Below are 12,906 nucleotides of genomic sequence, written 5' to 3'. Positions count from 1 at the left end.
GCGTCACCGGCCGGGCGACGGCGGTCGGCCGACCCGTCGGCGGCGCTGTCGCCGGACCGCCGGCACCGGCCGCCGGACCGCCGCCGACCCGGCCGTGAAGGCCGGTGGCGGCGGTCCGGCGCGGTCAGCCGAGCAGCATCGCGGGCACGCCGTCCGCGTCCGGCAGGTCGTCCGGCCCGGAGAGCACGGTCAGCCGCTGGGTGGCCCGGGTCAGCGCCACGTACAGCACCCGCAGGCCCGCCTCCGACTCGCCGGCGATGCCCGTCGGGTCGGCGACCACCGTGGCGTCGTACTCCAGGCCCTTCGCCTCCAGGCTGCCCAGGGCCACCGCCCGCTCGCCGAGACCGGCGATCCAGCCGGCGGCCTCCGCCCGGCGGTCCATCGGCACCACCACCGCCACCGTGCCGTCCACCTCGCCGAGCAGCCGGACCAGCTCGGCCCGCGCCGCGTCGGCGAAGACCTCCGGCGCCGGGTCGGTGACGGCCGCGAAGCGCGGCTCCACCCCGGTCGAGCGCACCGCGCTCGGCGAGGGGGTGCCCGGCGCGGCCAGCTCCAGCACCTTGGCCGCCACCTCGGCGATCTCCGCCGGGTTGCGGTAGTTGACCGTCAGCGTGTGCCGGCGGCGCGGCTTGCCGGAGAGCACCTCGTCCAGCGCCTCCTGCGCCTCCTTCGGGTGCGGCCAGGAGCTCTGGGCAGGGTCGCCGACGATCGTCCAGGTGGCCGTCCGGGCCCGGCGGCCGATCATGCGCCACTGCATCGGGGTGAGGTCCTGGGCCTCGTCCACGATGATGTGCGCGTACTCGGTGCGCTCCACCGGCACCCGCTCGCGCTGACGCGAGTTGCGGTCGGCGTAGGTGGTCACCTCGTCCAGGCCGGACAGCAGGTCCACCGCGTCCACCTCGCGCACCTTCGGCCGGGCCGCCTCGCCCAGCAGCAGCTGGAGCTCGTCGACCAGCGCCACGTCGTGCGGCGAGAGCGGCCCCTCGCCGCGGTCGGTCAGCCCGCGCCAGGAGGTGCCCAGCACCCGGGCCTCCTCCGGGGTGACGGCCCGGCGGGCGATCCGGTTGGTGTGCCGGGACTGCTTGAGCGTGGCCAGCACCCGACGCGGGGTCAGCGGGGGCCACCAGGCGTCCAGGAAGTCCAGGAAGGACGCCTCGTCCGAGACGTACTCGTCGAAGGACTCCTTCTCCTCCTGGCGCTGCTCGCGCGCGTAGTGGTCGGACGGCCTCGGCAGGTGCCGGGTCAGCTCCGACCAGAGCGCGTCCAGCAGCAGCCTGCGGGCCCGCGGGCGCAGCAGGTTGAGCGGGGTCCCGCCGGCGCCGACGATGTTGCCCCGGACGGCCTTCAGACGGCCCGCGTCCAGCCGCAGCACCTCGCCGCGCGCGACCACCTTCAGCTCGGTCGGCGCGCCCAGCTCCAGGGCCGCCCTGGCGGCCCTGCGCAGCAGCTGGACCATCCTGGCCGACCCCTTGATCCGGGCCGCCTCGGGCGTGTCGTAGGTGGCCGCCTCGATGCCGTCGACCAGCGAACCGACCGCGCGGATCGCGACCTGCCCCTCCTCGCCCAGCGAGGGCAGCACGCCCTCGGTGTACGAGACCAGCAGGGCGGTCGGGCTGACCACCAGGATGCCCCCGGCGTACCGGCGGCGGTCCTGGTAGAGCAGGAAGGCCGCCCGGTGCAGGGCGACCGCCGTCTTGCCGGTGCCCGGACCGCCGGTGACCAGGGTGGCGCCGGCGGCGGGCGCCCTGATCACCTCGTCCTGCTCCTTCTGGATGGAGGAGACGATGTCCCGCATCGAGTGGCTGCGGGCCCGGCCCAGCGAGGCCATCAGGGCGCCGTCGCCGACCACCGCGAGCTCCTCGCCGGCCAGGGTCGGGGTGAGATCGGGACGCAGCAGGTCGTCCTCGACGCCGATCACCTTGCGGCCCTTGGAGCGGATCACCCGGCGGCGGATCACCCGGCCCGGCTCCAGCGGGGTGGAGCGGTAGAACGGCGCGGCGGCCGGGGCCCGCCAGTCGATGACCAGCGGGCCGTACTCGGCGTCCAGCACCCCGAGCCGCCCGATGTGCAGGGTCTCGGCGACGGCCGGGTCGGCCGGGTCGAGCGGGGTGTTGGAGGGAATGCCGTGTTCCTCCGGGGCGTCCGGCTGCTGGAGGTCGATGCGCCCGAAGAGGAAGTCCTCGAACTCGTTGTTGAGCCGCTGGAGGTGCGCCCCGGCCCGGTAGACCTGGGCGTCGCGCTCGGCGAGCGCGCCGGGCGTACCGACCTGGACCCGCTTGGCGGCGTCCTCGAGGATGTACTCGGCCTCGGCGAGCTTCTCCTCCAACCGGTGGTAGACGTTGTCCAGGTGGCGCTGTTCCCCGGCGATCTCGCGGTCGCGGACGGTGTCGATCTCAGTGTTGCTCTGCATGGCCTCGGTGGTTGCGGCGGTGTACTGGGTTGAGCCGTGCGCGCCCAAGGAGCCCCCTGACGTACATCCTGCGGTGGTCGTCCGCCTCGGGAATGAGCGGACAGAAGATCCTACGCCCGAGGCGCCCACCGCCGCCGCACCACCTGCCGTTCAGACCCGTACGGCGGCCACCCCGTACTTGCCGTCCGGGTCGGGCGCCGGGCCCGGGGCGGGGTCGACCGCCAGCCGGTAACCGCGTTTGACCACGGTCGCGACCAGTCTGGGCACCCCCAGCGCGGCCCGCAGCCGGGCCATCGCGGTCTCCACCGCGTGCTCGTCGTCACCACTGCCGGGCAGCGCGCGCAGCAGCTCGGCGCGCGGGACCACCCAGCCGGGGCGGCGGGCCAGCGCCCGCAGCAGGGCCATCCCGGCCGGCGAGACGGGCCGCAGGCCGCCGTCGACCAGCGCGGCCTGTCCGCGCAGCTCCAGCCGGTGCCCGGCCACGGACAGCTGCCGGGAGCGTTCGGGCAGCTCGGCGGTGAGGGTCTGCACCATGGCGCCGAGCCGCATCCGCTCGGGCCACACGGTGGGGACGTCCAGCTCCTCCAGCGGGACGGCGGTGATCGGGCCCACGCAGACCGGCAGGACGTCCCGGCGCAGGGCGTGCAGCAGGTCGGCGGTCAGGCCGCGCTGCTCGGCGCGGTCCAGCAGTCCGAGCACGGCGGGGGCGCTGGTGAAGGTGACGGCGTCCAGGGCGCCGCCGCAGCAGGCGTCCAGCAGCCGGTCCAGCGGGGCCAGGTCGGCGGGCGGCAGCCAGCGGTAGACGGGCACCTCGACCACCTCGGCGCCGGCGGCCCGCAGCGAGTCCACGAAGTCCCGCAGCGGGGCGCCGTGCAGCTGCACGGCGATCCGGCGGCCCTCCACGCCCTGGTCCAGCAGGCGCTCCAGCACCTCCACCGAGGACTCGGAGCGGGCCGACCACTCCTCGCGCAGGCCGGCCGCCCGGATCGCGCCCTTCGCCTTGGGCCCGCGAGCCAGCAGGGAGGCCTTGGCGAGGCACTCGGTGAGTTCGTCGAACAGGCCCCAGCCCTCGGCGGCCTCGATCCAGCCGCGGAAGCCGATGCCGGTGGTGGCGACCGCGATGTCGGGCGGCTCGTTGATCAGGGTGTGGGTCGCGGCGAGCAGGTCCGCGTCGTCGGGCAGCGGCACGATCCGCAGGGCGGGGGCCCGCACGACGGCGGCCCCCCTGCGCTGGAGCAGGGCGGCGAGTTCGTCGGCGCGGCGGGCCGCGGTGATGCCGATGGTGAAGCCTGCCAGGGGCGGTACGGCTGCCGGCGGCGACACGGTCTCGGCGTCCGGCGCGCGGCCGGTCGTCTGGTCGTCCATGGTGCAGGTCCTTCGTCGGGTGGACCAAAATCGTCCCCCGGGGCGGTGTCGCCCCGGGGTCCGGATGGTTTCCGCAGCGTTTCCTTGTCCGCGGGCTACTGGCGGGTTGTCGGGTTCGCGTCGGTCCTGACCTGGTCAGACTTCGGCGAGTGCGGGGCGCTGGGCCTCGGCGGGGGCGGCCGAGGGGCGGCGCAGGTACACCGCCCAGGTGAGGACGAAGCAGATCCCGTACGCCGCCAGGAAGGAGACGAAGGCGGGCGTTCCGCTCTTGGCGGTCAGGAAGGACTGGCGGAAGGCCAGGTTGATCAGGAGGCCGCCGAGGGCGCCGACCGCCCCGATGACGCCGATCGCGGCACCGGACATCCGGCGGGACCACGCGGCGGCCTGCTCCGGGGTGTCGCCGTGGACGGCGATCCGGTCCTGGGCCTTGGCGTCGAAGATGCCGGGGATCATCTTGTAGGTGGAGCCGTTGCCGAGCCCGGCGAAGACGAACAGGGCGATGAAGCCGACCAGGAAGACCGGCAGCGACTTCACGGACGAGGCGTAGACGACCACGGTGGTGGCGGCGGCCATCGCGACGAAGTTCCAGAAGGTGATCCGGGAGCCGCCGAAGCGGTCGGCCAGCTTTCCGCCGATCGGCCGGATCAGCGAGCCGAGCAGCGGGCCGATGAAGGTCAGCTGGGCCGCCTGCAGCGGGGTGCGGCCGAACTGGTTCTGCAGGACCAGGCCGAAGGCGAAGCTGAAGCCGATGAAGGAACCGAAGCTGCCGATGTACAGGACGGACATCAGCCAGGTGTGCTTCTCCTTGATCACCGCGGCGAGCGCCCCGGTGTCGGACTTCATCGGCGCCAGGTTGTCCATGAAGAGGGCGGCGCAGACCGCGGCGACGATGATCAGCGGCAGGTAGATGCCGAGCACGATCCGGGGGTGGGTGGCGCCGGCCCAGGTGATCACGGCGAGCGCGATCAGCTGGATCACCGGGACGCCGATGTTGCCGCCGCCCGCGTTGAGGCCCAGCGCCCAGCCCTTGCGGCGCATCGGGAAGAACGCGTTGATGTTGGTCATCGAGGAGGCGAAGTTGCCGCCGCCGAGGCCGGTGAGCGCCGCCACCAGCATGAAGGTGGTGTAGGAGGTGCCGGGGTGCATCACATAGGCGGCCGCGAGGGTCGGCAGCAGCAGCAGGAGGGCCGAGACCACCGTCCAGTTGCGGCCGCCGAAGCGGGCCACCGCGACGGTGTACGGGATCCGGACGAAGGCGCCGACCAGGGTGGGCATCGCCACCAGGAAGAACTTTCCGGCCGGGTCCACGTGGTACTTGGGGCCCATGAAGAGGACCATGACCGACCAGAGGCTCCAGATCGAGAAGCCGATGTGTTCGGAAAGGACCGAGAAGATCAGGTTGCGGTTGGCGGTGCGCTTTCCGGTGCTCTCCCAGAAGCCCTCGTTCTCCGGGTCCCACTGCTGGATCCAGCGGCCGCCAGTTCTCGACGTACCTGCCGTGCTCGTGCTCATCGCTCTCCCCTTGCCTGCCGGCTCCTGTCCCAACTGACGCTAGGAGGCGGGAGTTTCCGCCTCGTTGTCTCCTGTGACGGCTACGGAACCGTCCTCTCACCCGCTCCGGGGGGTAGGTGTGAGGGATCCGGAACACACGAAAGCCGCCCTCCGCTGGGCGGAGAACGGCTTTCGGGCTGGATCTGCAACATGGGGTGGTGGAGATGCCGGGAATCGAACCCGGGTCCAGTGGAGTGGATTCAGGACTTCTCCGAGCGCAGTCCGCTGTGCTTTTCTCGGCCCTGGCAGTCACACGGACAAGCCGCCAACAGGCCCAGCTACTGTTTGATTTCCCATCCACCCTCGTAGCCCGGGTGGACGGTTGAGTTCCCTAGATTATGCCAGGGTCCGGGTCGGGAACTCCCCGGGCTGACACCCTTGCGCTATCGCTGCTTAATTAGGCAGCGAGAGCGAACTGGGAATCGCGCTTAGTGTTGGCGATTATTTTTTTGCGACAGATGGTTAACGAGATCATTGCCGCGTTCCTCGGCTCGCTTCTCCTGTTTCGACGTCCCCTGTCGAAACCGATCATCCCCATGTTTATTTGACAAACATCTACTACGACGAGCAGCTTTCTGCTCCGCAGCTCCGGTCGGTCGCCCTCCCGGTGATGCTGGAGCCATGGTACGCGGTCGGTCTGTCGGCGGTCCAGCTCATTAAGGGCGGGTGGACCGTGGTGGACGGATGGGCGGGGCTCAGCTCTGGCGCCGGCGGGCCGCCGCCACCGCGCGGGCCGTCTCCCGGGTGTCCTGCTTCTCCCGCAGGGTCTGCCGCTTGTCGTACAGCTTCTTGCCGATCGCGAGCGCGACCTCGATCTTCACCCGCCCGTCCTTGAAGTAGAGCGAGAGCGGGACGAGGGTGTGGCCCGCGTCGCTGAGCTTCGACTCGATCTTCCGGATCTCCATCCGGTGCAGCAGCAGCTTGCGCTTGCGCCGCGCCGAGTGGTTGGTCCAGGTCCCCTGGGTGTACTCGGGGATGAAGACGTTGTCGACCCAGACCTCGTGGTTCTGGATGTAGGCGTACCCGTCGACCAGGTTCGCCCGGCCCTCCCGCAGTGACTTCACCTCGGTGCCGGTGAGCACCATGCCGCACTCGTAGGTGTCGAGAATCGTGTACTCGTGCCGCGCCTTCTTGTTCTGCGCGACGAGCTTGTGTCCGGTTTCCTTTGCCATAGCGCCGATCATTCTCGCACCACCCGGCCGCGCCCGGCAGCCCCTTTACGCCCGCCCGCCGCGTTACGCCCCCCGCGGCGGGCCCCGCGCTCGACCGGCGGGCCTCAGGCCCGACCGGCGGCCCTCACGCCTGCCGGCCCAGCCCCGCCAGGACGCGCAGGGCCAGCGCGGGCGCGCCCGCGGCGTCCGGCGCCGGCACGTCGGGGTTCAGGCCGGTGCCCTCCGGCGAGCGGCCGGAGGGCGTGTAGTAGCGGCCGACGGTGAGCTCCAGGACGGAGCCGTCGGCGAGCCGGCTCGGCTGCTGCACGGTGCCCTTGCCGAAGGTGCGGGCGCCCACCACGACGGCGCGGCAGCGGTCCTGCAACGCGCCGGTGAGCAGTTCGGCGGCGCTCATGGTGCCGCCGTCCACCAGCACCACCAGCGGCGTGCGGGTGTCGCCGCCGCGTGCGGCGGTCAGCTCGCGCCGCTCGGCGCGCTCCTGGTAGGAGGCGACCGGGCCGCCGTCCAGGAAGACCGAGGCGGTGCCGACGGCCTCCTCGACCAGCCCGCCCGAGTTGCCGCGCAGGTCGAGCACCACACCGGCGTGCGCGCCGCGTACGGCGGCGCGCACCTGGTCGGCCACGCCGCTGGTGAAGGCCCGTACGGCGATCCGCACGACCCCGTCGTCGGTCCGGTCCACGGCGACCTGCCGGCTCTCCAGCAGGGCCCGGTGCAGGGCGACCTCGCGGACCTCGCCGTCCCGGCGCTGCACGGCGAGCGTGACGCTGGAGCCGACCCTCCGCTCCCCCTCCAGCCCGCGCAGCCGGGCCACCACCTCGGTCACCGGCAGGTGGTCCGCCTGCTCCGGGCCGACCTTCAGCAGCCGGTCGCCCGGGGCGATCCCGGCCGCCGCGGCGGGCCCCTCGGCCTGCACCTGGGACACCGCGGTCACGCCGTCCTGCCCCCGGCCCACCGAGAGGCCCACGCCGAGGTAGCGGCCGCCCAGGCCCTGGCTGAAGTCGGCGTACTCCTGCGCGCTGTAGTAGGCCCCCCAGCGGTCGCCGTTGGCGCCCAGCAGACCCTCGGCCTGCTGCGGGGAGAGCGCGGCGCCGGCCGGGTCCTGGCCGGCGGCCGGCGCGGGGACGGCGTCGGCCGAGATCGGCGGCGGAGCGGCGGGCGGGTCGCCCCACGCCCCGGTCGCGGCGCCGGCCAGCAGCACCGCGCCCAGCACCAGGCTGAGCGTGCTCGAGTGGCGCAGCACGGTACCGCTGTGGTGGCGCGGAGTTCCTGACATGGCATCGGAGTCTAGGCGCAGCTTCGCGGCCAGGGGGCCGAACCGGCCGCCCGGTCGGGTCGCCGGGAACGGGACGACCCCGGACGGCGCAGTGCCGTCCGGGGTCGTCCGGGGTGGTGCCGTGATCCGCGTCTCAGACCTTGAGGTACTTGCGCAGGGTGAAGAAGGCGGCGATGGCGGCCATGCCCATACCGACCACCACCAGCAGCGGAATCACCGCCAGCACCGAGGAGAGCCCGATGAAGTGGATGAACTGAACCCGGTCCGCGAGCCAGCTGTGGACGAAGAAGTGCCCGCCGAGCAGCAGACCGGAGGCCATCGCCGCGCCGAGCAGCGCGGCGAAGGCGGCCTCCGCGATGAACGGCATCTGGACGTAGAAGTTCGAGGCACCGACCAGGCGCATGATGCCGGTCTCGCGCCGCCTGCTGAAGGCCGACACCCGGACGGTGTTGACGATCAGCAGCAGGGCCACGAAGAGCATCAGCACCATGATCACGAAGGCGGCCGTCTGCAGGCCGTTGAGCAGCCCGAAGAGGTTCTCCAGGATCTTGCGCTGGTCCTCGACCGACTTCACGCCGGGCTTGCCGGCGAAGGCGCTCTGGATCACGTCGTACTTGGTCGGGTCGACCAGCTTCACCCGCCAGGACTGCGGGATGGCCTCCGGCCCGAGGACGGAGATGAGCGGGTTGTCCGGGTTCATCTCCTTCCAGTGCTTGTACGCGTCGGCGGAGTTCTCGAACGCCGAGGTCTGCACCACCTGCATCTTGTCCAGCGCCGTCTTGACGTCGGCGATCTGCTGGTCGGTGGCCGCGCCGTTCACGCACTGCGGCGAGTGCGCGGCGTCGGCCTTGGTGCAGAAGTAGATGCTCACCTCGACCTTGTCGTACCAGTAACCCTTCATCGAGTTGACCTGGTCACGGACGAGGAGGCTGGCTCCGGCGAGGGCGAGCGAGAGCGCGACGCTGACGACGACGGCGATGGTCATCGTCAGGTTGCGGCGGAGACCGACGCCGATCTCCGACAGGACGAACTGGGCGCGCATGCGTATCCAACTCCAGGGTCAAGGCTGGTCGGGCAACTTGGGCCGGCGGCCTACGGGATCAGTGCTGGTACCCGTAGACGCCGCGAGCCTGGTCGCGGACCAGCAGCCCCTTGTCGAGCTCGATGACGCGCTTGCGCATCTGGTCGACGATGGCCTGGTCGTGCGTGGCCATCAGTACCGTCGTCCCGGTCCGGTTGATCCGGTCGAGCAGCTTCATGATGCCGACGGAGTTCTGCGGGTCGAGGTTTCCGGTCGGCTCGTCCGCGATCAGCAGCATCGGGCGGTTGACGAAGGCCCGGGCGATCGCCACGCGCTGCTGCTCACCACCGGAGAGCTCGCCGGGCATGCGGTCCTCCTTGCCGCCGAGGCCGACCAGGTCCAGCACCTCGGGCACCACCTTGTTGATGGCGCTCTTGGGCTTGCCGATCACCTCGAGGGCGAAGGCCACGTTCTGCGCGACCGTCTTGTTGGGGAGCAGGCGGAAGTCCTGGAAGACCGTGCCCAGCTGGCGGCGCATGTGCGGCACCTTCCAGTTGGACAGCTTGCCGAGGTCCTTGCCCAGGACGTGCACCTCGCCGGTGCTCGGCCGCTCCTCGCGCAGGCACAGGCGCAGGAAGGTGGACTTCCCCGAGCCGGAGGACCCGACCAGGAAGACGAACTCGCCCTTCTCGATCTCTAGCGAGACGTCCGACAGGGCGGGACGGTTCTGCTTGGGATAGGTCTTGGAGACGTTGTCGAATCGGATCACGGCTGCATCACGGAGGCCATCCTAGGTGGAATGACGACCTGCTCTGCCGGGCCTCCGGGTCCCGAGCTGCGCAGCGGGGCCGGAGGACGCGACCCTGCGGCGCCGTTCCTCGGTCGGTACCACCCCCGGCATCCGGCCCGGGGCGGGCGGCGGGAGTGCGGTAGGCCACTCCCTCGGCTTGGGACCATACGCGAAGCGCCCGCGGGCCCGCAGGGCAGCCCGGGACACGGTCGGAGAATTGGCGGAGAATGTCCGGCTATACCCCGAAAATTGCGAGCGATCTCACAGCCCGGGGGCCTTCCCGCCCGGAACCTGGCAGAGTGGAGTCAGCGGCCGCGGTTGGCCGCTACCCCGTACAGGGCACGATAAGGAACCAAAGCCCCGTCCGGTGCGTTGGCTGTAGCAGCGAGGAGGAGATCGCATGACCTGCGACCATCTGGTGTGCGCCAACTGCAACGGCCGCGTGAGCGACGGCCGCTGCCCGGTCTGCCGCGCCAACCGGGCCCGGCTGCAGGAGCAGCAGGGGCCGCTGGCCGCGCTCTCCCCGGCGATGCTGCTCGCCCTGATCGCGGGCCTGCTCGCGGTGGCGTTCATCGCCCGGCAGGCGCTGGCCTGACCGGTCCGACCCGGAACAGAACGGCCCGGAACACCCGGGCGGCACCGCCCGAAAGACCCGGACAGCAGGCCCGAAAGGGCCAGGGCGCCCGGCCCGGACGGGCAGCCCGACACCGAACCGACAGGAGGGCCCCGACGGCGACGCCGTCGGGGCCCTCCTGCGCGGCCGCGGACCGGATCCGCGGCCGGACCACTACTCCGCGGTCTCCCGCTGCTTGCGCCAGCGGATGCCGGCCTCGATGAACCCGTCGATGTCGCCGTCCAGGACGGCCTGCGGGTTGCCGACCTCGTACTCGGTCCGGACGTCCTTGACCATCTGGTACGGGTGCAGCACGTACGAGCGCATCTGGTTGCCCCAGGAGCTGCCGCTGTCCTTGAGGGCGTCCATCGCGGCCCGCTCCTCCTTGCGGCGCAGCTCCAGCAGCTTGGCCTGGAGGACGTTCATCGCCGAGGCCTTGTTCTGGATCTGCGAGCGCTCGTTCTGGCAGGAGACCACGGTGCCGGTCGGGAGGTGGGTGATGCGCACCGCCGAGTCGGTGGTGTTGACGCCCTGGCCGCCGGGGCCGGACGCGCGGTACACGTCGATCCGCAGCTCGGACTCGTCGATCTCCACGTGGTCGCTCGACTCGACGACCGGCAGCACCTCGACACCCGCGAAGGAGGTCTGGCGGCGGCCCTGGTTGTCGAACGGCGAGATGCGCACCAGGCGGTGGGTGCCCTGCTCGACCGAGAGCGTGCCGTAGGCGTACGGCGACTTCACGGTGAAGGTCGCGGACTTGATGCCGGCCTCCTCCGCGTACGAGGTGTCGTAGACCTCGGTCGGGTAGCCGTGCCGCTCGGCCCAGCGCAGGTACATCCGCATCAGCTGCTCGGCGAAGTCGGCGGCGTCCACGCCACCGGCCTCGGCGCGGATGTTGATCAGCGCCTCGCGGGCGTCGTACTCGCCGGACAGGAGGGTGCGGACCTCCAGCTCCTCGACGGCCTTCTTCACCGAGGCGAGCTCGGCCTCGGCCTCGGTGCGGGTGTCCGCGTCGTTCTCGGCCTCGGCCAGCTCGAACAGCACCGCGAGGTCGTCGACCCGGCTGTGCAGGTTCTCCACCCGGCGCAGCTCGCCCTGGAGGAAGGAGAGCCGGCTGGTGATCTTCTGCGCGTTGGCCAGGTCGTCCCACAGGTTCGGGGCGGCCGCCTCCTCCTCCAGACGCGCGATGTCGGCCCGGATCTTCTCCAGGTCGAGGACGGCCTCGATGGACCCCATGGTCGTTTCGAGGGACTTGATTTCTTCGGAAGGATCGACGGCTGCCACGCCACCAGCCTAATGGTTAGCGGGGGGCGTTCGGCGACACCGGGGGCTGCGGGCCTCCCGGCCGCACTCCCGCATGCGTTCCGGCGCCCACTCCCGGCCCCGGGCCCGGCCCCGCGGGGGGCTCGGCGGCGAAGGCCGTCCAGGCCGCGGCGGCGCCCGCCAGCAGCAGCACCACGGCCAGCAGCACGGCCAGCAGCCGGCGCCGGCGGACCAGCGCGCGGCGCCCCTTGCGGTGCCCGGCGGGGGTGGCCGCGGTGCGCTGGGCCCGGGACTCGGCGGCGTACGAGGCGAGCTCCTGCGGGGACGGCCGGCGCAGGCTGGTGTGGGTGTCCCGGGTGGAGTCGGGGGACGGCCCCGGCACCAGCGGGACGGCGGGGCCGCGCCGGCGCTTGTGGGTGCCCGGGCCGGCGTCCACCTCCGCGTACACCGCCTCGGCGGGCGTCAGCGCCTCCTCCACCGGCGCCCGGCCCTGGGCGGGCACCACGATGCCGGGCAGGCCGGCCAGCGCGGGCAGCTGCTCGCGCAGCCGCTCGGCCAGCTCGGCGGCCCGCAGCCGGGAGGCGGGGGCCTTGGCCAGGCACTCGGCGATGATCCGCCACAGGCCGTCCGGCAGGCCCGGGACGGGCGGCACGCTCTCGGTCACGTGCCGGCGCAGCACCGCGCCGGTGTGCCCGCCGCCGAACGGCGTGAAGCCGGCCAGCAGCTCGTACAGGACGGTCGCCAGGGCGTAGATGTCGACGGCCGCGCGCGGCTCCAGGCCCTCGATGATCTCCGGAGCGAGGTAGTCCGGGGTGCCGATGATCCGGGTCGCCCTGGTCCGGCGCGGCGCGTCGACCAGCCGGGCGATGCCGAAGTCGGTGAGCTTGGCGCGCGGGGCGCCGCCGGGGCCGGGCGGGGCCGCGAGGTCGAGCAGGACGTTCTCCGGCTTGACGTCCCGGTGGACGATCCCGGCGGCGTGGGCGGCGGCCAGGCCGTCGGCGACGTCGGCGATCACCGAGACGGCGGCCTGCGGCGGCAGCACGCCGTCGCGCTCCAGCCGGGAGCGCAGGTCGGTGCCCTGCACGAGCTCCATCACCAGGGCCAGGTCGTCGCCGTCCACGACCATGTCGCGCACGCCGACCACCCGGGGGTGGTCGAGGCCGGTGAGGGCGGCCCGCTCCTGGACGAAGCGGCCGACGAGCACCTGGTCGGAGGCCAGGTCCTCGCGCAGCAGCTTGACCGCCACCGGGCCGTCCGGGCCTTCGCCGAGCCAGACCGTCCCGGCCGAGCCCCGGCCGATCACCTGGTGGACGGTGTACCGGCTGCCGATCTTGCGTGCCAATGCTGCTCCGTGGGCGGCGGGAGCGCACGGAGGGACGCTGTGCGCTCGGTAGGTCGGTGCGTCAGCGACCAACCTACGCGCCCGGACCGCCGCCGGGGGACGCCGC

At 72.4% G+C, this 12,906-nt stretch carries 10 protein-coding genes and 1 other RNA gene; 1 reads left to right on the top strand and 10 read right to left on the bottom strand.

Translation table 11 applies throughout. The features are described from left to right. Nucleotides 1-124: 124 nt before the first annotated feature. The 8 genes from OG689_RS25780 to ftsE form a co-directional block, all read right to left on the bottom strand. On the bottom strand, nt 125-2,410 hold the full coding sequence (locus OG689_RS25780) for a UvrD-helicase domain-containing protein (protein ID WP_266323248.1): 2,286 nt from the start codon (nt 2,408-2,410) through the stop codon (nt 125-127). 150 nt (nt 2,411-2,560) lie between these two features. After that, nucleotides 2,561-3,775 carry a uroporphyrinogen-III synthase gene (locus OG689_RS25775; protein WP_266323247.1) on the bottom strand — a complete coding sequence of 405 codons (1,215 nt, stop codon included), beginning with the start codon at nt 3,773-3,775 and terminating at the stop codon, nt 2,561-2,563. Nucleotides 3,776-3,910: 135 nt separating this feature from the next. Further along, nucleotides 3,911-5,287: a nitrate/nitrite transporter gene (locus tag OG689_RS25770; protein WP_266323246.1), complete on the bottom strand. Its 1,377-nt coding sequence runs from the start codon at nt 5,285-5,287 to the stop codon at nt 3,911-3,913. A gap of 195 nt (nt 5,288-5,482) precedes the next feature. Then, nucleotides 5,483-5,862, bottom strand: a transfer-messenger RNA (tmRNA) gene (gene ssrA, locus OG689_RS25765). Between the two features lie 159 nt (nt 5,863-6,021). Next, nucleotides 6,022-6,498, bottom strand: coding sequence for an SsrA-binding protein SmpB (smpB, locus tag OG689_RS25760; RefSeq protein ID WP_266323245.1), 477 nt, complete (start codon nt 6,496-6,498; stop codon nt 6,022-6,024). Between the two features lie 124 nt (nt 6,499-6,622). Further along, nucleotides 6,623-7,771, bottom strand: a complete 1,149-nt coding sequence (locus OG689_RS25755) for a S41 family peptidase (protein WP_266323244.1) — start codon at nt 7,769-7,771, stop codon at nt 6,623-6,625. Nucleotides 7,772-7,904: 133 nt separating this feature from the next. Then, nucleotides 7,905-8,813, bottom strand: a complete 909-nt coding sequence (ftsX, locus tag OG689_RS25750; RefSeq protein WP_073923014.1) for a permease-like cell division protein FtsX — start codon at nt 8,811-8,813, stop codon at nt 7,905-7,907. A gap of 58 nt (nt 8,814-8,871) precedes the next feature. Then, entirely contained in the window at nt 8,872-9,561 is a 690-nt protein-coding gene (gene ftsE, locus OG689_RS25745; protein ID WP_073923013.1) for a cell division ATP-binding protein FtsE, read from the bottom strand. A 421-nt stretch (nt 9,562-9,982) separates the two neighbouring features. Between ftsE and OG689_RS25740 the strand changes: the two genes are divergently transcribed. Beyond that, nucleotides 9,983-10,177: a hypothetical protein gene (locus OG689_RS25740; RefSeq protein WP_073923012.1), complete on the top strand. Its 195-nt coding sequence runs from the start codon at nt 9,983-9,985 to the stop codon at nt 10,175-10,177. Nucleotides 10,178-10,369: 192 nt separating this feature from the next. Here the strand turns inward: OG689_RS25740 and prfB are convergent, their stop codons facing one another. Further along, nucleotides 10,370-11,479, bottom strand: coding sequence for a peptide chain release factor 2 (gene prfB, locus OG689_RS25735; RefSeq protein ID WP_266323243.1), 1,110 nt, complete (start codon nt 11,477-11,479; stop codon nt 10,370-10,372). Nucleotides 11,480-11,495: 16 nt separating this feature from the next. Continuing rightward, complete coding sequence (locus OG689_RS25730) at nt 11,496-12,800, bottom strand: serine/threonine-protein kinase (RefSeq protein ID WP_266323242.1); 1,305 nt, start codon at nt 12,798-12,800, stop codon at nt 11,496-11,498. Nucleotides 12,801-12,906 lie beyond the last annotated feature (106 nt).

Origin of the sequence: Kitasatospora sp. NBC_00240, assembly GCF_026342405.1 — a bacterium.
Classification (GTDB): Bacteria; Actinomycetota; Actinomycetes; order Streptomycetales; family Streptomycetaceae; genus Kitasatospora.
Note: the sequence above shows the minus strand (reverse complement) of the source record. Positions and strands in the feature narration are given on the sequence as shown.

What these genes read in the sequence shown, in the direction of transcription:
- ftsX (WP_073923014.1), bottom strand. Translation starts at nt 8,813, where the DNA reads ATGCGCGCCCAGTTCGTCCTGTCGGAGATCGGCGTCGGTCTCCGCCGC.
- OG689_RS25770 (WP_266323246.1), bottom strand. Translation starts at nt 5,287, where the DNA reads ATGAGCACGAGCACGGCAGGTACGTCGAGAACTGGCGGCCGCTGGATC.
- smpB (WP_266323245.1), bottom strand. Translation starts at nt 6,498, where the DNA reads ATGGCAAAGGAAACCGGACACAAGCTCGTCGCGCAGAACAAGAAGGCG.
- OG689_RS25755 (WP_266323244.1), bottom strand. Translation starts at nt 7,771, where the DNA reads ATGTCAGGAACTCCGCGCCACCACAGCGGTACCGTGCTGCGCCACTCG.
- OG689_RS25780 (WP_266323248.1), bottom strand. Translation starts at nt 2,410, where the DNA reads ATGCAGAGCAACACTGAGATCGACACCGTCCGCGACCGCGAGATCGCC.
- OG689_RS25775 (WP_266323247.1), bottom strand. Translation starts at nt 3,775, where the DNA reads ATGGACGACCAGACGACCGGCCGCGCGCCGGACGCCGAGACCGTGTCG.
- OG689_RS25740 (WP_073923012.1), top strand. Translation starts at nt 9,983, where the DNA reads ATGACCTGCGACCATCTGGTGTGCGCCAACTGCAACGGCCGCGTGAGC.